This window comes from Lacrimispora sp. YZC11 (genome assembly GCF_057543815.1).
On the sequence record NZ_BAAJYQ010000021.1, the window covers coordinates 110,187 to 130,717 of the forward strand.

The 20,531-nt window shown below is 46.3% G+C and carries 17 protein-coding genes; 1 reads left to right on the forward strand and 16 read right to left on the reverse strand.

The annotated features are described in order from the left end of the window. Positions 1-4 precede the first annotated feature (4 nt). The 3 genes from rplI to AC27IJ_RS25655 all read right to left on the reverse strand — a co-directional run bounded on the left by rplI (position 5) and on the right by AC27IJ_RS25655 (position 3,188). On the reverse strand, positions 5-451 hold the full coding sequence (rplI, locus tag AC27IJ_RS25645) for a 50S ribosomal protein L9 (protein WP_312443844.1): 447 nt from the start codon (positions 449-451) through the stop codon (positions 5-7). Then, positions 451-2,511: a DHH family phosphoesterase gene (locus AC27IJ_RS25650; protein WP_312443842.1), complete on the reverse strand. Its 2,061-nt coding sequence runs from the start codon at positions 2,509-2,511 to the stop codon at positions 451-453. Before AC27IJ_RS25650 ends, rplI begins: the two co-directional genes overlap by 1 nt. A 299-nt stretch (positions 2,512-2,810) precedes the next feature. Next, positions 2,811-3,188 (reverse strand): LytR/AlgR family response regulator transcription factor, encoded by a 378-nt coding sequence (locus AC27IJ_RS25655; protein ID WP_312443840.1) that lies wholly within the window; start codon positions 3,186-3,188, stop codon positions 2,811-2,813. A gap of 567 nt (positions 3,189-3,755) precedes the next feature. Here AC27IJ_RS25655 and AC27IJ_RS25660 point away from each other — a divergent pair. Further along, positions 3,756-4,250 (forward strand): peptide deformylase, encoded by a 495-nt coding sequence (locus AC27IJ_RS25660; protein ID WP_312443838.1) that lies wholly within the window; start codon positions 3,756-3,758, stop codon positions 4,248-4,250. Positions 4,251-4,803: 553 nt separating this feature from the next. Here the strand turns inward: AC27IJ_RS25660 and AC27IJ_RS25665 are convergent. The 13 genes from AC27IJ_RS25665 to AC27IJ_RS25725 all read right to left on the reverse strand — a co-directional run bounded on the left by AC27IJ_RS25665 (position 4,804) and on the right by AC27IJ_RS25725 (position 20,487). Then, complete coding sequence (locus AC27IJ_RS25665) at positions 4,804-5,145, reverse strand: P-II family nitrogen regulator (protein ID WP_487151410.1); 342 nt, start codon at positions 5,143-5,145, stop codon at positions 4,804-4,806. A 19-nt stretch (positions 5,146-5,164) separates the two neighbouring features. Beyond that, positions 5,165-6,400: an ammonium transporter gene (locus AC27IJ_RS25670; protein ID WP_487151412.1), complete on the reverse strand. Its 1,236-nt coding sequence runs from the start codon at positions 6,398-6,400 to the stop codon at positions 5,165-5,167. A gap of 278 nt (positions 6,401-6,678) precedes the next feature. Continuing rightward, a complete protein-coding gene (locus AC27IJ_RS25675; protein ID WP_487151414.1) occupies positions 6,679-8,196 on the reverse strand; it encodes a bifunctional metallophosphatase/5'-nucleotidase in 1,518 nt (505 codons plus the stop codon). A 4-nt stretch (positions 8,197-8,200) separates the two neighbouring features. Then, on the reverse strand, positions 8,201-9,010 hold the full coding sequence (gene phnE / locus AC27IJ_RS25680; RefSeq protein ID WP_487151416.1) for a phosphonate ABC transporter, permease protein PhnE: 810 nt from the start codon (positions 9,008-9,010) through the stop codon (positions 8,201-8,203). A gap of 12 nt (positions 9,011-9,022) precedes the next feature. Next, positions 9,023-9,844: a phosphonate ABC transporter, permease protein PhnE gene (gene phnE / locus AC27IJ_RS25685; protein WP_312503032.1), complete on the reverse strand. Its 822-nt coding sequence runs from the start codon at positions 9,842-9,844 to the stop codon at positions 9,023-9,025. Further along, positions 9,841-10,599, reverse strand: coding sequence for a phosphonate ABC transporter ATP-binding protein (gene phnC / locus AC27IJ_RS25690; RefSeq protein WP_312443829.1), 759 nt, complete (start codon positions 10,597-10,599; stop codon positions 9,841-9,843). Before phnC ends, phnE (AC27IJ_RS25685) begins: the two co-directional genes overlap by 4 nt. Positions 10,600-10,691: 92 nt before the next feature. Next, positions 10,692-11,798 carry a phosphate/phosphite/phosphonate ABC transporter substrate-binding protein gene (locus AC27IJ_RS25695; protein ID WP_312503031.1) on the reverse strand — a complete coding sequence of 369 codons (1,107 nt, stop codon included), beginning with the start codon at positions 11,796-11,798 and terminating at the stop codon, positions 10,692-10,694. Between the two features lie 48 nt (positions 11,799-11,846). Then, entirely contained in the window at positions 11,847-12,821 is a 975-nt protein-coding gene (locus AC27IJ_RS25700; protein WP_312443828.1) for a LacI family DNA-binding transcriptional regulator, read from the reverse strand. Between the two features lie 206 nt (positions 12,822-13,027). Continuing rightward, positions 13,028-15,232, reverse strand: a complete 2,205-nt coding sequence (locus tag AC27IJ_RS25705; RefSeq protein WP_312443826.1) for a DNA topoisomerase III — start codon at positions 15,230-15,232, stop codon at positions 13,028-13,030. 36 nt (positions 15,233-15,268) lie between these two features. Next, positions 15,269-16,654 carry an MATE family efflux transporter gene (locus tag AC27IJ_RS25710; protein WP_312443825.1) on the reverse strand — a complete coding sequence of 462 codons (1,386 nt, stop codon included), beginning with the start codon at positions 16,652-16,654 and terminating at the stop codon, positions 15,269-15,271. Between the two features lie 250 nt (positions 16,655-16,904). After that, on the reverse strand, positions 16,905-17,918 hold the full coding sequence (locus AC27IJ_RS25715) for an ABC transporter permease subunit (RefSeq protein ID WP_312443824.1): 1,014 nt from the start codon (positions 17,916-17,918) through the stop codon (positions 16,905-16,907). Then, complete coding sequence (locus AC27IJ_RS25720) at positions 17,919-18,974, reverse strand: ABC transporter permease (RefSeq protein WP_331655696.1); 1,056 nt, start codon at positions 18,972-18,974, stop codon at positions 17,919-17,921. Beyond that, positions 18,967-20,487: a sugar ABC transporter ATP-binding protein gene (locus tag AC27IJ_RS25725; RefSeq protein ID WP_487151421.1), complete on the reverse strand. Its 1,521-nt coding sequence runs from the start codon at positions 20,485-20,487 to the stop codon at positions 18,967-18,969. Before AC27IJ_RS25725 ends, AC27IJ_RS25720 begins: the two co-directional genes overlap by 8 nt. Positions 20,488-20,531 lie beyond the last annotated feature (44 nt).

The window sequence follows — 20,531 nt, forward strand, 5'->3', positions numbered from 1 at the left end:
CCTCCTAGCTTTCCACTACCTTAACAGTCAGTTTTGCAGTTACTTCTTTATGAAGCTTGATCGCAACCTCATGGGAACCAAAGGTTTTGAGCGGTTCGGGAAGGACCAGCTTCTTTTTATCAATATCATATCCCAGCTGGTTCTTAATAGCAGCGGAAATTTCCTTTCCTGATACGGAACCAAAAGCTCTTCCGCCCTCTCCTGCCCGTATGGATAAGGTGACGGTTGCTTCCGAAAGCTTGGCTCCAAGCTCCTTTGCAGCATCCAGCTGTTCCGCTGCGACCCTGGCCTCATTGGCCTTCTGAAGCTTTAAGTCATTTAAATTCTTAGCTGTTGCCTCGATTCCCAGCTTTTTAGGGAGAATGAAATTTCTTGCATATCCATCGTTAACATTAACGATCTGTCCCTTTTTACCTAATGCCTTTACGTCTTCTAATAATACAACTTCCATTATGATATGTCTCCCTTCTCTAACATCTCTTTAATAACCGCTTTTACGCGGGTTTTCGCTTCTTCAATGCTGATGCCTCCAAGCTGCGCGCCTGCAATGGTACGGTGTCCGCCGCCGCCCAGCTTTTCCATCATGACCTGTACATTAACTTCATCAATGGAACGGGCGCTTATATACACCGCATGATTATAATCAGTCATTACAATGGAGGCCTTGATCCCGGCTATGTCGAGCAGTTCATTGGCTGCCTGAGCTCCTACAACCGTAGGGCTTCCGATTCCTACCGAGGAACAAACGCTGATAGCAAAGCTGCCCTCGAAAATCTCCGCCTCCCGGACAGCCTCCGCCTTTGCCTTATAATCTACCAGGTCATCGCGGAACATCTTCCGCACACGGACCACATCCGCACCGTTTCTTCTTAAGAAGGCTGCTGCTTCAAAGGTCCTGACACCCGTCTGGTTAGTAAAATTATTCGTATCTATGACGATCCCTGCATACAGGGCGTCTGCTTCCGCCGATTTGATTTTAATTCCATCTGCAATGTATTGCAGCACTTCCGCTACCATTTCGCAGGAAGAGGAAGCATACGGCTCTACATAAGAAAGGACCGCATTGTCAATGATCTCACTGCTCTGTCTGTGATGATCCAGGACCACAATGGTCTTTACAAGGCGCAGAAGCTCCGGCGCATCGGTAATGCTGGGACGGTTTACGTCAACCACTACCAAAAGGGTATTGGCATCCACCATTTCCGCTGCCTTGGCCCCGGTTAAGAATAAATCTTCCGGATAATCGGAATTCCCCACAAAACGGTCCAGGATAGGGCGAACTGAGGTAGTCACTTCATTAATAATGATATGGGCCTTCTTATCCATGGCCGTGGCAATGCGGTAAATTCCAACTGCCGCGCCAAAGGCATCGATATCTGTTAACCGGTGCCCCATGATCAGCAGCCGGTCTTTTGTTTCCATCAGTTCTCTGAGGGCATGGGCCTTTACACGGGCCTTTACACGAGTGGTCTTCTCTACCTGCTGAGCCTTGCCTCCGAAATACTGGATCCGTTCGCCATCCTTAATCACTGCCTGATCGCCGCCCCGTCCAAGGGCCATATCAATAGCGATTCTTGCGAATTCGTAATTACGGTAATAGCTGTCTCCGTTCATACCGAGACCAATACTTAGGGTCACTGCCATCTCATTGCCGATATTAACGGTTTTTACTTCCTCCAGAATGGAAAAACGGTTCTCCTTAAGCTCGGTGATATAGGATTGCTTAATGGCGATAAAGTACTTATCCTTTTCCAGCTTTTTAACGATTCCATTCATATTGGTAATGTACTTGGTGATCTTCCGGTCAATGAGGGCAGTAAGCAGAGATCGGCGTACTTCTTCCACACTCTCCAGCGCCTCATCATAATTATCCAGATAAATAAGACCGGCAACCATTTTCTGATCATCCACCATCTGCTTATAGGTGAGAATTTCCGTTTCATCAAAAAGATAGACTGCCACAAGCATCTGTCCGGCAGCCTCCACTCCAATGGATGAAATAATGACTTCCGAGGAATCTTTCATATAGACAGCCTTTAAACGGATCTGGTATTTCCGTCCATTGCGCACAGCATGGAGAACGGCTGTACCTTCGGCAAGTTTTAACACTTCCTTTGTTATCTCCGGAAAAATGGTCATGATGTTCTTTCTCGTGACCTTTAGAGGCTTTTCTTCCCCTAACACCTCTGAAAATGCTGTATTTCCCCAGAGAATCCTTCCGCTTTCATCCGCCATTCCATACGGAAGTTCCAGATCGGTAAGGAGCTGCTTCTGCATCCAGGAATATTCTGCAGAAAATTCCACAAGTCCGCTCATCAGAAGTCTCCTTCTGTAAGTATAAAGCCAGACTGCTATTCCTACATACAGGAGTGTGAAAACCGCCATGATAATGCCCGCCTTTGTACTGGCTGCCCCGATCACCGTATTGGCGGCAATCAGCAGTGCGCTCAGATAAAGCGGCCACTGCATATACACCCTCAGCTGTCCCTTTATTTTGAACTTTTCTTTCATATCTTTCTCCTTATGGAAAAAAGGGTTCTCTTTTTCACTGTCCTAACATTATATCATAGTCATCTTGGTTCGTCTATTAAAATACAAAAACTCAGGAAATACAAGGTTTCCAGTAGATTTGAAACAATTTTTAAAGGGTCTTTGCGTTACACGAAACGCAAAAACCCCCTATGGCCATATAACCGGTATAACCACTGCCATTTGATACAACCAGTAACCTGGTGACTTCCTTTCCCGGCTAAAGACAGACTTATTTTTCACTGCATAGGCCAAATTCACTGACAGCCTTTTTTTCGGATTTATACGACTTTGCTTTTATCCATTATATAATGATCAATCATTTTAATAATCTGCGTTTTTGTATAAGGCTTTATAATAAAGCCAAAGGCCCGGATCTTCCACGCTTCCAGCGAAAAGCCGGGAATGCCAGAAAGCAGAACCACTTCCGGCGGGTCCGGCAGTTCATACAGCTTAGCTGCAAGGGTAATTCCGCTGATGTCCGGCATGACCACATCCGAAAACACCATATCAACCGGATTCTCTCTCACATATTGCATGGCTGCAATGGCTTCATTGAAGCTTCCGCACAGTTCAATTCCGTCTATTTCCTTTAAAATACGAGTCAGTTTAACTAACAATTCCTCTGAGTTATCTACTGCTACAACCCTGATGTCCATAATTCCTCCCTGGTTTATTCTAACTTTTTCATTGAATGTAATAATACTATTATACATAGAATTGAATATTCTTTCAACGGGGGGCAACAACAAAACCCCTGAGTCCTATTACTTTTTTCAATGCATGATACAATTCATGTACTTTTCTGATTTTTGAGAATGAATTTTCCATTCATATTTTGTCTTTTCCTTAACAATTTCATTTATAACCCATTTCTGGTTATTCCATTCCATTTCTGATCAATATTCTGTTTTGTTTTTACCGAATTTGATCCTTGGGCCATTAAAACACAGGAATGAACTTCTACACATGAACGTAAAACTTACATTATTATGCACTGTGTTTATCTTAGTAACCCTTAATTCGATTCTGAACAAAGGTGCTTGCCCTGCCCTCATTTATAAGGTGCTGTGCAGAGGAAGAAATAATTATATCATAGCACTGAATATTAAATTCTTAGATATTCAGCGCTATATTTTCATATATGGATTTGCTATAATAGATCTAAGTTGATAAACAGGAATTTATAGAGCATAGATCTAACTAAAAAGGAGAGGACAAAAGCGATGGTACGAGAAATATTGAAACTTGGAAATCCACAATTATACGATATGAGTGAAGAAATTACGGAAGCAGATCTTGATTCTTTATCGGAGTGGGTACAAGATTTACATGACACTCTTATGGATTATAGGGAGAGATATGGAGCAGGCCGTGCAGTTGCCGCACCGCAGATAGGAATTAAGAAGCGATTGCTGTACATGTTTATTGACAAACCCTATGTTTTTATAAATCCAGTGATGTCTTTTCCAGATAATGAAAAATATACATTGCTAGATGATTGCATGTCTTTTCCAGGTCTGATAGTTAAAGTAGAACGTAACAAGCGAGCAGAGATTTCTTATTTCGATAAGGATTTCAATCCACAAAAAATGTATTTAGAAGGTGACCTTTCGGAATTATTACAGCATGAGTATGATCATTTAGATGGAATATTAGCTACAATGCGTGCAGTTGATAATAAGTCGCTTTATTTGGAGCAAATGAAGCGGGATTTATGATGCTATACTTGTACATGAGTTAAAATCTCCTCATGCAACATTCCAATTTAATGATCTTCATATAAACAACCGTACCGCCTCAATACTCAGAGGTACATAGATTAATAAAGCCCTTTGTGGTAGATTCCGTGATACAGCTTTCATTATCCAGTCCCCTTAAATCCTGGATATGATGCCCTTGTTGTCACACAACATCATATCCACTTTTAGAGAGGTAACTTTTCCGCCAATTGTGCAGAGTATGATAGCTATATCAAAACCTTATATAATAGGAAACATATATTTCAATAGAAAGAAACTCCTCCCATAGCAAATCTCCCACTTTTGACCCTGGATAAGCATCAGCAATACTTTCATCCATTGAAGCCATAAGATTCTCCAAATGTTTATACTTTACTTGCCCCGGTTTTCCGATATACACACGGGAACTCTCATTACTAATCATCAGCCCGGCTAAAATCTTCTGAACTATAGGTATTTGCGCCATGTACAGATTCAGGAAGGGATTAAGGTTAGCATAAATCTATAACAAAGTAAGAAAATATTTCACATACTATTTGACCGCAGCAACTCCCCTCTCTCCAGTACGGATCCTTATGGCATCCTGTATTTCAGATATAAATATCTTTCCATCCCCGAATTCTCCGGTATAAGCCTTTTCCACGATACATGCGACAACAGCCTCCGCCTGTTCATCGGAAACCACCGTCTCGATTTTGATTTTTGTGAGAAAGTTGTAATCCACTTCAACACCCCGGACAAACTCCGTCCAGCCCTTCTGGTTCCCGCAGCCCATGACTTGCATGACGCTCAAGCCGTTTAAGTTCAGTTTATCTATGATTTCCTTAATCTCCTCCAGTTTTTCTGGGCGGATATATGCTTCAATTTTTTTCATGTGATGGTCCCCCTGTCTCTTAATCCATTCCATTAAATGCTGGATAGGCGTTTTCTCCGTGCTCCGAGATATCAAGTCCGAGAGCTTCATTTTTCTTTGAAACCTTAAATCCTTTTGTTACAAACGACGTAATCCCTGCGGTGATAAAAGTTCCTGCGACGGCGATCACAATGGTGATCCCTATGGCAGTCAGCTGGCGGAGGAAAAGGGCTGTTTCACCGAATGCAAGGCCGTTCCAGGCCGCCGCTGGATTAATGCTGGTTTTCCCAAATATTCCGGTGGCTATGCCGCCCCAGATACCGCCGATCCCATGGCATCCGAATACATCAAGGGCATCGTCATAGCCAAATCTGGGCTTTACTGCATCGATAAAAAAATAACAAATAGGGCTTACTAGGCCGCCAATGACAATCGCTGCCCAGACAGGGACGAAACCGGCTCCGGGAGTTATTGCCACCAGACCGATGACAAGGCCGGTGGAGGCCCCCACAAGGGTGGGTTTTCCGTTTTTTATGACCTCAACCAGCACCCAGGAAAGAAGGGCAGAGGCCGCTGCAATGTTGGTCGTCATGAATGCATGGGCGGCCAGCTCATTTGCTGCTAAGGCACTGCCCCCGTTAAAGCCAAACCAGCCAAACCAAAGCAGGGAGGCGCCGAGAAATACGAATGGGATATTGTGAGGATGGTATGGCGCTTTCCCCAGGTTCGTACGTTTGCCCAGGAGTATGGAAAGCACAAGAGCACTGACGCCGGAGCTGATATGTACCACATTTCCTCCCGCAAAATCTACTGAACCAATCTGGAATAAAAAGCCTCCTCCCCATACCATATGAGCCAGGGGATAATAAACGATCAATGACCAGAGGGCCATGAAAAGAACAAGGGAACCAAACTTCATACGCTCCGCAATGGCTCCGGTAATCAAAGCCGGTGCGATAATGGCAAACATCATCTGGAATATGGCAAAGGCCAGGGTGTTGGGATAAGGCAGAGTCGCGTCCGTAAAGGTGTTGAAATTGAAACCGGCCCATTTTAAATCACCGATGACTCCTCCCAGATCACCGCTGAAAGACAGGGAAAAACCGATCAATACCCATAAAACGGATCCGACACCCATTATGATGGCAGATGACATCAACATATTGATAACATTTCTGCGCTTTACAAGGCCTCCGTAAAAGAATGCCAGTCCCGGTGTCATAATAAAAACCATTGCCGAGCTTATTAAAAGCCAGGCCAAATCTCCATGATCCATAATCGAATCTCCTCTTTTTTCTAAAATAAAAAATGAGGCCATAACCCTGTGCGCTGCTGCACAATATTATGGCTTCATTGCCTTGAAATTTTTCTGCCGTTTCCGGTATAGGGCTAGACTAAAGGAAGAGCATATTTTTGTCAAGAAATTTTCGGAGAATGATTGGATAAACTTATTTATTTAATTAAACGATTTAAATAATAAATATAATTGTTTCAATTTAAATGATTTTTTCTGTGTTTAAAATTTTTACGCTGAGAAAGGACCGGTTATTTTTCTTACAGCAGTATCACCCCGCCGTTTTTCCTGATCTCTACCTCAGAATGCTTTCTCATATACTCCAGGGCCATCTGGGGAACCTCTGTTCCAATGCGTTTTATGACCCGGCATTCCCTATATATCTCGTAGCCTCCGGTGCCGCTTGCCCGGTAATCGCTCATGCAAAGACTTAAAAAACGTTCTCCAAGAGGCGCTCCCTTATACAGGATCTTTTTCACCCGTTTTCCCACGGGCTCTTTTAAGTCCGCTTCAAAGGTTATCCCGGCAAAGTAATCATAATTATAATGCTCTACTTTAGGCATCAAAAACACATCCGATATCTCAATATTCCCATCTTTTAAAGTAAAATATTCGGCACAGCGTTCCAAGGCCTTTTTAAGAGATTCTTCATTTACCTCCAGGACCACAAGAGTATTGGAAAATGGATACACCCGCACCATGTCCCGCATGGTCACATGATCCGGCAGGCTGATGGGCGAATTTCCCAGGCCAACGCAGGAAATATCCGCGCCCGAATATTCCAGCTGGACCTGATTGAAAAAATCTGCAATGGCTGACCCATGAAGGGCCATTTCCAGCTTATTCCTTTCCGCAACCGGCTCTTTTAAGCGGCCGATGTCCACATCCAGCCATTCCTGCACTGCCTCCTCCAACGGAAGCAAGGACTCATAAAGCTCTTTCCCATGAACCTCTCCGGCAGGGCAGATGGAAGAATTTACAGAAACCTTTCCGTTTTCAAACCTGATATCCAGACATGCATACTGCACGGCATTAGGAGCCAGCTGCAAGGTATGGGTCCCGAAAAGCTCTCTTCCGGGAACGGACATGTGCTGGTGGGCGGTCAAAAGGATGTCATAATCCAGCTCTTTTAAAATTCGGCAGCCCACATTTTCGCCGGTTGTACTTAAAATCATTCCCTTGTCAAGATCACATTCATAGCCGCCATGATAAATGCATATGGTGACATCCGCCTGGCTTTTCAGCTTTTGAAGTTCTTCCGCTGCCGCTTCAAAAGCATAGGTAATGCGGATCTTGTCTAAATGCTCCGGCTGCTCCCACACGTTTACATAATCCGTGACAATTCCGGTCACTCCCAGTCGAAGGCCATTTTCCAGGGTAAAGACATGGCTCCTTGATATCCGGGTATTTCCTTCTAAATCCTTAGCATTGGCACAGAGGCAGACTCCCTGAAGCGCCTGAAAGTATTCTGCAAGGCATTCATAGCCAAAATTAAAGTCATGGTTTCCCGGGACTACAGCATCGTACCCTGCCGCATTATATACCCTCGCTATAGGATTCATCTCCGGGGCAGCTTCTTTCCGTGAAGTGATGTAAGTAGCAAAAGGGGCCCCCTGCAGCGTATCCCCTCCGTCAAACACAAGAGTATTTCCATCCTTTTTAAAGTTGGAAATACAGTTTAAAAGCCCCATGGGCCGCTCTTCTCTGTCTCCGTAAGAGGTAGGGAACAGGTATCCGTGAACATCCGAAGTGTAATAAATTCTTGCCTGTTTCTCCAACTGATCACCCCCTGGCCAGCTTTACGCGGATTTTGGTGGAAATGTACTCCACGATAAGAACCAGAACCACAAGGCCTACCAAAATAGCCCCTGCCTCATTCCACCGATAGGAATTCATGGCAAAGATTAAAGGCGCGCCAATGCCTCCGGCTCCTACGAGTCCAAGAACGGTTGCATCCCTTAAATTAATGTCAAACCGGTAGATCACCGTTGATGCAAAGTTTGGAATGAGCTGGGGCAGGATCCCATACCGTATTTTCTGGAAGGTATTACAGCCGCAGGCATCTAAGGATTCCAGAATCCTGGTATCTAAATCCTCAATGGCTTCAATGTACATTTTGGATACCATACCAATGGAGCAGACGGACATGGTTAAAAGTCCGGTAAATGCACCGGGTCCGCTGACTCGGATGAACATGAGGCCATATACAAAGGCTGGAATGGTTCTCACCGCCATGATCACCAAACGGCTCAAATAAGCAATGGGAGCCGGCATCAAATTGGAAGCGGATAAAAAGGATAAGGGAATGGCAAGAAATGCCCCCACAATGGTTCCTAAAAATGCAATACAAATCGTTTCTAAAAGAAGATAGGGAACTCCTTGTACGGTCAGGTTAAAAAGCAGCTTCCTGTCCGGATGAATAATCCCGTTTAATATATTTCCCGCAATTGAAAGACCTCCAAGTCCGCCTCCTGAAAAATCCACGGCAGAACCTGACCATAAAATGAAGGCCAGGACAACCACGGTCACGGTTATCTTATAAACCGTATTTCTTGGGCGCTCTTCATATGCCTTTTCTATCTGTTTATTCATCTGCCAGCCCTCCTACACCAGTTTCCGGCGGCAGTAACGGCTCACCGACTCAATTAAAAATACGGCAACAAACAGCATGATAAGGATCATGCCCACGCTGGGGTATTCTCTCCAGCCTAATTTCTCATTCAGGATCAGACCAAGGCCGCCTGCGCCTACATAGCCTAAAATGGCCGCGTAGCGGACATTTCCTTCAAAGCAGAACAACCCATTGGAAATATAGGAAGGAAGTACCTGAGGAATGATGGCGCTCACAAATGCCCGGATCTTGGTGGCTCCAATGGCTTCCATGGCCTCAAAGGCCCCCATATCAGCAGTTTCGATCTCTTCATATAAAATCTTACCCATATAGGCAAAGGTAAAAATTGCTATAGCCGTAGTTCCTGCCAGGGTACCCAGGCCGAACACATAAGTGGCGATCAAAGCGGTTACCAGGGTAGGAAGTGTCCTTACAATGCTTAAAAACAATCTCATGATACCGACGATTGCGGCATTTTTTATGATATTGGTAGAAGCGGCCATTGCAAAGGGAATGACCACCAGCGCTCCTGCCACGGTCCCCAGAAGAGACATCTTTATGGTGTCAAACAAGGGCTTCCACACCTGGGCACTATAGGAAAATGCCGGAGGAACCATCATCCCAAGAATAACAAAGAACTGGTTTCCCCTTTCCAGTAAAATCCTCATATCAAAGCCGGTGATTTTCACGGACAGCACGGTTAAAAACACCAGGATCAAGGCGACCAGAGGAAGCCTGGAAACCGGCCGAAAGACGGTCTTTCCGCTGGACAATACGATTTTCCTGGGCGGAAATATCTTGTCATATAAACTCATCCTGCCGCCTCCTCTTCTTCTTTTCCTTCATATATCTGATCTAAAATATCCTGGGTAACTTCAGTGGCCGGACCGTCGTATACGATCTGGCCGGCCCGTATGCCTACAACACGGCTGGCATACTGGAGTGCCAGATCCACATGATGAATGTTTAACAGGATCGTAATGTTCATTTCCTTATTGATCCTTAAGAAATCCCCCATAACCTGTTTTGCAGTAACCGGGTCAAGGGAAGCCACCGGCTCATCCGCCAGGATGATTTGGGGGTTCTGGGCAAGGGTCCTTGCAAGGGCAACCCTTTGCTGCTGGCCTCCTGAAAGCTGATCCGCACGGACAAAAGCCTTATCCAGGATCCCCACCTTGTCAAGAGCCTCTAAGGCCCCCAGCTTATCCTCTTTTGGATAAATGCCGAATAAAGCCTTTAAAAACGGCAGTTCCGGTACCTTTGACATAAGGACATTATTAATGACCAGGGTCCTGGTCACCAGGTTAAAAGACTGGAAGATCATGCCGATCCTGCGGCGGAAGCGTCTTAACTCCTTTCCTTTTAACTGCATCACATCGGTCCCATCCACGGTCAGACTGCCTTCCGTGATATCATGCATGCGGTTGATGGTCCGAAGAAGGGTGGATTTTCCGGCACCTGAAAGGCCGATGATCGCAACAAACTCCCCCTGCTCAATCTTCAGATTAATATCCTTTAAGGCATGAAAACCATTGGGATATTTTTTACCTACCTGATTAAATTCAATCATATTTTCCTCATTTCCCAGGATAGAGAGAGGAGGCGCCGCAAATGTTTTCCGTTTACGACGCCTCCGCAGCCTGTATGTATTGTATTTATTATTTATTTTGCATTTAATTCCTTAATCATCTTCTGTGCCGCGCGTTCATTATCATAATCAGAGCTCTGTGCAGGCTTATATCCTTTGTGACTGTAGATGGCGATAACTTCCTTGCCCTCTTCTGTATTTCCAATGTTGATAAATGCGTTCTGAACTGCCTTTTTTAAATCATCATCCATGATTTTGGAGGTCTTGCTCACGCTGACCGTATCATTAAAAATTGGAGGAGTCACACCGATTACACCTGTTTCTTCCCAGATGGAGCTTGCTCTGCCGTATTCGGAGTTCCATTTGTCCACATAATCCCTGCGGGCATCTGCATAGGTACAGAGAACATCTACCTGGCCGGAAGCAAGTCTTGCAAATGCGCTTCCATAGGAATCAGACTGTACTGCGTGGGAAAGATTTAATATATTCTTCTGGAAATTATCCTGAAGCCATAAGGAGGGGTAAATGTATCCTGCCGGGGAGGAGGATGACATAACGCTCCAGTTTGCTCCGTCTAAATCCTCAAAGGTCAACGCTTCGCCTTTATTTACCTTGTCTGCAAGCGCTTTTCCCTTTTCAGAAGGTCCTGCAATAATAAGCGCACGGTAGGAGGTTGCCTGATCCGTAGTTCCCTCGGTGGCCTTACCGTCATTCCAGTCCTTAGCGGAATCGGAATTCTTATTCAATGCGTCTCTGGTGGCCGTAAGAATCACTTCTGCACCATCATCATAAAGGACATAAGTTCCTCCGGGAATCAGACCGATATCTGCGGTGCCTGCGGAAAGAGCTTCTCCAACCGCTTCGTAGCTGGTACCAACCGTAATCACTACTTCACCGATATCATAGCCTTCTTTTCCCAGCTCTGACTTCAGCATTTCTTTTAAAGGCTCTGTGGCGGTTACGATCTCTTCCGGCTCTCTGGAAGGAACAAAGTATACGTTCAGTTTGCCAATCTTCTTGTTCTCAGCTTTTGCCTCCGCCTTTGTGGTCTCTCCTGCCGCAGACGAAGCTGCCTCTGTCCCTGCTGCGGTTGTGGCTCCTGTTTGGCTGCCGCCAGAACATCCGCCGATCATTGCTGCACAAAGTGCTGCTGCCATTAATACAGAAACTGTTTTTTTCATACTGCTCTCCTTTTTTTGTGATTCATCGGTTCTTGAGATCATGGGTCTTTACGCACTGTCCCCTACCTCTAGCTTTGTCGGGAGAAAAATTGTCATATTGTCTTTGCGGCCTTCCTGGGTCTGTTCCAGCAGAAGCTTGATCGCCGTCTGCCATACGATATCAGGAAACATCCGGACCTTGGTGTAAGTGGGCCATTTGGATTCTAAGGTCTCAATGTCCTTATAGATGACTACCGCCACATCCTTTGGCACGCGAAGTCCTGCATCCTGGAAGGCTTCTAAAGCCCCTTCCGCGACTTCTTCGCTTCCTAAGAGCACCGCTTCCGGAAGACGGCCTGACTGGATTGCCTTCTTTGCCAGCTCATAACCGCTTTCCCTGCTGATATCGCCTATGTAAAAGTTCCCTTCCTCATAAAAGCCCCTCTGCTTAAAAGTTGCCCGGATTCCTTCCAGCCTCCGGTAGCCGATCCTTACCTGGCCTTCTTCATAAAGGCCTCCGATATAGCCGACGCTGCAGTATTTTTTCCTGTCCATGAGATAGTCCAGCATTTCATGGATTCCCTTATTAAAGTCCATAACAATGCTGTCGTACGCATAATCCTTTGGATCCGAATTGATGAATACGATGGCATAGCTCTGCATCCGCAGAAACTCCATCTCTTCCTCGGAAAAAACGCCGAAGGCCATGATACCGTCGTACTGACCAGGCTTATTTTTATCCAGCCGTTCAAACCGCACATCATTCTTTCCTGACATGGACTTTACGATCAAGTCCAGGGAAGAAAGCCTGATATTGGTCCGGTCCTTCCGGATAATATGCCAGTCAGCCACTCCTATGACAATTCCTCTTTCTTTCAGTGCATGACGCCTCCTGGGTGGGACATATTTTAACTCGTGGGCAATTCTGAATATCCTTTTTCTCACTTCCGGACTCACCACAATCGTATCATCCTGGTTTAGTACCCTTGATACCGTTGCAATGGATACATCCGCAAGCTGAGAAATTTCTTTTATTGTAGCCATAATCTATATCCTCACCTTTCAATTTTCATTATAATTGCAGTTTCTGTCACCGTCAATAAGCAAAGTAAAATTTTACTAAATTTTTACTTCAACTTGATCATAGATTCACAAAAAGGAGGTCCCAAGCGTATATTTCAAAGCAGAAAACATACTTGAGACATCCTTTCTTATTGTCCAGGCCGGTACAAGGGCTTTCAACGGAAAGGCTATTCCTCATTCCCTCCCAGGTTCAGCTTTGCAAAGGCGTCTGCAAAAGCCGAATTAATGGGCTTATCCTCTTCCTTTTTCTGCTGGTTCAAATACTTCGCCACATCTTTTTTGGATACCCCGGCTCCCTCCTTGGAACGCCGTTCCTTAAAGGAAGAAAGTTTTTCCTTATAACCACATCTGCATACAAAGATCTGTCCGTCTCCCTTTCCTTTAAGCTCCAGCTTCTTATGGCAGACCGGGCATCTTGCATTGCTGGTCTTAGAAACGACCTCCCTGTGCCCGCACTCCCTGTCCTGACATACCAGCATCTCGCTGTTTTTCCCTTTGACTGCCAGCATCCGCTTGCCGCAGTCCGGGCATTTGTGATTCGTTATGTTGTCATGGTTAAAACTGCCTTCGCCGGTCCTGATCTGATGGATCAAGTCTCCGGAATACTGCCTGATATCCTTCATAAACGCGGCCCGTTTTAATTTCCCCCCTGCGATTTCAGAAAGCCTCATCTCCCATTCAGCCGTCAGCTCCGGTTTCTTTAGGTCCTCCGGCACAAGAGTGAGAAGCTGTCTGGCCTTGGAGGTCAGATAGATATCCTTTCCACGCCGTTCCAGAAGAAATCCGGAAAATAGCTTTTCAATGATATCCGCCCTTGTGGCCACGGTCCCAAGCCCCCCTGTTTCTCCCAGGGTCTTTGCCAATCCTAAGTCTTTCGTTTCCATATAAGAAACCGGATTTTCCATGGCGGTAAGAAGGGTCGCCTCCTGAAAGGGCGACGGAGGCTTTGTCTTTCCTTCGGTCATGGCAACCGTCAGCCCTGCAAGCCGGTCCCCCTTTTTCACGGAAGGAAGATTTTGCTCCTTTAATTCCTGTTCCTCATCTTCCTCCTCCTGGTTTTCATATACTTCTTTCCAGCCAAGGGCTTTTACGGTCTTTCCTCTGGCTGCGAGTATCTCTCCGCCTAAATCCAGGGTGATCTCTGTCTGTTCATATTCAAAAGGAGGATACAATACCGCCAGGAATCTGCGGACCACCAGATCATAGATCTTCCTCTCATCAATGGTCATATGGTCCATTTGGACAAACTGTTCCGTTGGAATGATGGCATGATGATCCGTCACCTTCTTGTCGTTTACAAAGGAAGGAGATGCCTGGATCTTCTTGTTTACCAGCCTTCCTGCCAGCTTCCGGTATGGCCCGACGCCGCATGCTTCAAGCCTTTCCCTGATGGAGGGAACGATATCCGAGCTTAAATACCTGGAATCCGTTCTGGGGTAAGTCAGAACTTTGTGGTTTTCATAAAGCCTCTGCATGATATTTAAAGTCTCTTTTGCAGAATAGTTAAACCTTCGGTTGGCTTCCCTCTGCAGCTCCGTCAGATCATAAAGCTGGGGAGAATCGGTCTTCTTGGGGACGCTTTTCACCTCTGTGATCACGCCTTCGCCCTGAGCTTTCATTTTATTTAAAAGAGTTTCTACCCGGTCCTTGTCAAAGGAACGGAAGCTCTTCGATTTCTCATCCCGCCAGGTAAAGGAAAGGGCCGGGCTTGTACATTTGGCCGTAATGCCGTAGTAAAGCCTTGGAACAAAATTTTTAATTTCCTCTTCCCTTCTTGCGATAATTGCCAGTGTAGGTGTTTGTACCCGGCCGCAGCTTAAGCTGGCGTTGTACTTGCAGGTCAGCGCCCTGGTGGCATTGATGCCCACCAGCCAGTCCGCTTCAGCACGGCACATAGCCGCATCGTACAGATTATCGTACTCATGGCCATTTTTTAATTTTGCAAAGCCTTCCTTAATGGCCTTATCCGTAACGGATGAGATCCAGAGCCTTTTTATGGGTTTTTTATTCCCTGCCTTTTCCAGGATCAGCCTGGCTACAAGCTCCCCCTCCCGTCCGGCATCGGTGGCAATGATTATTTCCCCCACATCTCCCCGGTGGATCTGGGATTTTACCACACGGTACTGCTTTCCGGTCTGTTTGATGACTTCAAGCTTGAACTGGTCCGGCATCATTGGAAGATCCTCCATCTTCCACTCCTTATATTTAGGGTCGTAATCTTCAGGGTCAGCCAATGTAACCAGATGGCCCAGCCCCCAGGTGACCGCATATTTTTCTCCTTCTATCACACCATCATGATTCCTTGCACAATGCAGCACACGGGCAATGTCTCTGGCTACCGACGGCTTTTCTGCTATAATTAATGTTTTCATTTCATTCCTCCAATACTGCAATTCTTTTCCATTTTACTAATCCTGTTCCGATACAATATTATGTATCCACACGCCCTTTTTTACCAGCACAAAGCCAACGATGCATTTGACGATCTCCACCATCTGACACATGAAATACAAGGGTACGATAGGAATGGCGGTATACCGGCTGAGAGAATAGGCAATGGGAATGCTGACCACCCACATAAATACGCTGTCAAATAAAAAGGTGATCACTGTCTTTCCACCGGAACGCAGAGTAAAATAAGCCACATTCATGAACGCATTCATGGGCATGCACAAAGCCAGTATACGGATAAACCGGACAGCCAGGCTCCTGACCTCATCCGTGGTGTTGTAGATCATGGGGAACAGAGGAGCCGTGATAGCCAAAAGTCCTCCCATGAGCACGCAGGAACCGACGGAAAAAACAATCAGTTTCGTATCCGTTTCCCTGGCCTCCTCCATCTTTCCTGCACCCAAAAGCTGTCCCACAATAATGGACACCGCGCTTCCAAGGGCTAAGTAAACCACGTTAAATACATTTCCTATGGTTGCGGATATATTAAGTCCTGCCACCGCGGTCAGTCCTCTCACAGAATAACACTGCATCAAGGTGGCCACTCCGGCTGCCCAAAGGGCTTCATTTACAATGAGAGGCGTCCCCTTAACAAGGATGTTCCTCACAAGGCCCGCCGGTATATAAAAGCTGCTGTAAGCACCTGTAATAAACGGATTCTTCTTCGCATTCTTATGGGTCCAGACCACTATAATCGCTGCTTCCACGAATCTGGCCATAACGGTTGCAATTGCCGCACCCACCACACCTAAGGCCGGGGCTCCCAGCTTTCCAAAGATTAAGATATAATTAAATAAAAGATTTACCAGGACCGCCACAATTCCGGCTTTCATGGGAACTATCGTTTCACCGCACTCCCTTAAGGTACTGACATAAGCCTGTTCCAGCGCAAAGGGCATCAGGCCGATAAGCATGACCAGCATATACCGCCTGCCGTGCATCAATGCAGTCGCGAGCTCCGCATCATTGCCCTCTCCATGGAGATACATGGCGATCATGTCCTCTCCAAAGCAGAAAAACACTGCCACTGCAACCACAGCCAGAAGCGCACAGCAGATGATTTTAAACCGGAATGTATGCCGCACTCCGTCATGCTTTCCGCAGCCGAAGAACTGGGCGCCGAAAATACCTGCCCCTGATATGATTCCAAAAATGCTGATGTTAAAGACAAAGATCAGCTGGTTCACAATTGCCACACCGGACATCTGCTCTGTTCCTACCATGCCCACCATAATATTATCCAGCAGGCTGACAAAGTTAGTGATCCCGTTCTGGACCATAATAGGAATGGCGATTGTCAGCACCATCCTGTAAAATGCCTTATTTCCGATAAATTTTTTCATAAGTTCTTCCAGTAAAAGCGTGCTTTTCTGTTATACCTCCGTAAGTAAATTTTCTGCTTTTTGCAGTCCTCTTTTTTCCGTATCATAACTTTAATATGGAATAAGGGCTTATGTCAACATAATCCGGTTATTTCACCTGGTTTTTTCGAAGAGAGAGACAGGAAAAAATCAATAGGCGGGAACCGCTGTCCGACGGTTGTAATCCGTCTGGCAGCAGTTTCCGCCTATCTATCTCCCTTTCTTTCTGATCCTACTTCTCTTTTGCCTTGGCAAACAGACTTTGGAGAATGATAAAAAATGCCAGCAGAGCCGCAATGGTGATTTTCGTCCACCAGGAGGAAAGAGTCCCCTGGAAGGTGATGAACGTCTCTATGGTACCCTTTATTAAAACCCCAAACAGGCTGCCGAAAACATTTCCTACGCCTCCGGACAGCAATGTCCCCCCGATAACTGCGGAAGCGATGGCTTCCATCTCAAAACCCTTTGCCTGCTCCACAAAGCCTGCGCAGGTATTTAAGCAGAACAAAAACCCGCCTAATGCACATAAAAAGCCATTGATGACATACACGAAAAGCTTGGTGCGCTTTACATTTAATCCCATCATCAGTGCGGACTGCTCATTTCCTCCTACTGCGTAGATCGTCCGCCCGAATTTTGTATACTTTAAGACCACAAATACCAGAACCAGGACCGTCAATGCAATGATAACGCTTGGATAAAGAAAGGGGTAGTTCACCACACCCTTTTTATTTACAGTTCCGCCGAGAAAGGTCAGATTGATTTTACTCTTAGCCCACTTTAAAAACAGCTCGTTCTTTACACTGATCATTTCCTGGCTGATGATGGCCGTCATTCCTCTGGCAAAGAACATTCCCGCCAGGGTTACGATAAAGGGCTGTATTTTTAAATAGGCTATGAAAAATCCCTGGACCAGGCCAAAGAAAATTCCGATTACCAGGACGGTCAAAAGGGCCGGAACCGCTCCGATTCCCTTGTTTTCCATCATCCATGCAAGCATCATGCAGGTAAGGGCCACCACAGAGCCAACGGAAATATCAATTCCCCCTGTGATCATAATCATGGTCATTCCCGCCGCAATAACGATCAGGCCGGCATTGGAGATAAAAAGGTTTAAAAATACCTGGGGTTTTGCAAAGCCCTTGCTCTTAAAAATCAGGATTCCGGCTATGTACATTCCCACGAAAAGGGCAATGGTGATCATAAGCAGGAATATCTTACCATCTGCTTTTCCTCTGTTCTTCATTTACGCCACCTTCTTTCCCGCTGCATGGCCTGTTTGGAATCTTTTTGCCATTTTCTTAAGCTCCGTTGACTGAAGGGCAACAATGATCACCACGACGATAGCCTTATAAACCGGGATCTGGTCCGGAGAAACTCCCATAGCGTATAAGGTGGTGCTTAAGGCCTGTATGGTGTAAGCGCCGATAACGCTTCCAAGAAGGGAGAATTTACCGCCTCCCAGGCTGTTGCCCCCTAATGCTACTGCAAGGATCGCATCCAGCTCCAGATTGAGCCCGATGTTGTTGGCGTCTGCCGAATAGATCCTGGAGGATGCCACCAGGCCGGATACTCCGGCACAAAGGCCGCAAAATACATAGGAAAGAAAGATGATTTTAGAAGACTTGATCCCCATGAGCCTGGAGGCCCTGGAGTTAATTCCTACTGTCTGGATATAAAGCCCCAAGGTGGTTTTTTTCAATAAAACATAGGTAAGGATCACCATGAGAAGCGCTACGAATACAGGAGTTGGAACGGGAATCCCTGGTATGCTTGATCCAAGCATTTTATAGGATTCCACCCGGATGTAGGTGATCTGCCCTCTGGTGATCAGCTGCGCCATCCCCCGCCCTGCCGTAAACAGGATCAAGGTCGCTACCATGGGCTGAATCTTCATCTTCGCCACAAGAAATCCATTAAAACAGCCGCACAGCATACCTGCAATAACCGCTGCAAGTACACCTAGAATATAAGGATTCTGGAACTCATTCACGGTCTGCAGGCCGCCAGCCAGAAGATAGCAGCATACGGCTCCTGCCACGGACATGACCGCTCCCACGGAAATATCCGTACCTCCGGAAGCCGCCACCACCATGGTCATTCCCACAGCCAGGATCACCAGATCACTGGCTCGGTTGATCACATCGATGATGTATCCGTATAGAACGCCGTTTTTCATCGTTACCTGAAAAAAGGTAGGTGTTTTGATAAGGTTTGACAACAACACCAGAACAAGACAGAACAGAGGCAGGAACAAGCGGGTTCCTGTCAGCTTTTTAACAAACATTGTCATCCTATTCATTTCCCCCACCTCCTGCAATTGCCTTCATAATGTTATTCTGGTCCAGTTCGCCTTCCTCCAGCTCCCCTACCTTCTGCCCATCCCGGAGCACTGCCATACGGTTACAGGTGCGCAGCATCTCCTCTATCTCCGAGGAAATGAACATCACGGCCTTCCCCTCCTCTGAAAGCTTTACCACCAGCTTCTGGATCTCTGTCTTGGTGCCTACATCGATCCCTCTGGTGGGTTCATCCAATATGAGAAAATCCGGATCCGTAAGGAGCCATCTTCCTAAAATCACCTTTTGCTGGTTTCCTCCGCTTAAGCTTCTTATGGGGGTCTCCCTGTCAGCCGTCTTAATCTGCAAAAGCTCTATATACTTATCTGCAAGCTCCTCCTGCTTCTTTCTTCCGATAAGCTGGAACATCCCCTTTTTTGCCTGAAGAGCCAGGAGCAGATTATCCCGTACTGATAAATCCGCCACGATCCCTTCCTCTTTCCGGTTTTCCGGAAGGTAGGCCATGCCTGCCATCATGGCATCCAGAGGGGCTGACACTGAAACCGGCCGCCCATTTACTTTCAGCTCTCCGCTGTCCGGTTTATCCGCTCCATAAAGGCACCTGGCTAACTCCGAGCGTCCGGAGCCCAAAAGTCCGGTAAGGCCAATCACCTCCCCTTTACGGATCGTTAAGTCGAAAGGCTTTATGGTACCCTGCGTTCCGATCCCTTGGGCATCAATCACCACTTCCCCTGACCTTCCCTCCATCTCTCCGCTTTTCTTTATGGCAGCCAGATCGTCAAAATCCTTTCCCATCATCTTAGCCACCAACTGTACTCTGGGCAGCCTTTCCGTTTCATACTCTCCCACCAGGGTCCCGTTTCTAAGAACCGTGATCTTGTCGCAGACCTCATACACCTGTTCCAGGAAATGAGTTACAAATATGATTCCAACACCTTCCGATTTAAGGCGGTTCATCAGCTTAAACAGCTTCTCCGCTTCATTTTCATCTAAGGAAGAGGTGGGTTCATCAAGAATCAAAACCTTCGCGGACATATCCACCGCTCTGGCGATGGCAAACATCTGCTGCAAGGCAATGGAATAATTCTCAAGGGCCCTGGTCACGTCTATGCGGATATCCAGGCTCTCCAGCAGATCTTTCGCCTTTTTGTTCATGGTTTTCCAGTCGATCATGCCAGCCCGCCTTGGCTCCCTGCCGATGAATAAATTCTCCGCTACGGATAAATTAGGGCAGAGATTGACCTCCTGGTAGACCGTGCTGATCCCATGGACCTGGGCCTCCTGGGGAGAATGGTTGATGATGTTCCCTTGAAACCCGGCGATGGTGATTTCTCCTGATTCAAACTCCTCCACTCCTGTCAGGACCTTGATAAGAGTGGATTTACCGGCTCCGTTTTCCCCCATCAGCGCATGGATCTCTCCCTTTTTTAAAGTGAAGTCCACATGATCAAGTGCCTGCACCCCTGGAAATGCTTTTGATATATTTCGCATGGCTAATACGATTTCATTGGGCATAGAATCCCTTCCTTTCCTCCCCCGTCCTGCTTAAACCGGCAAAT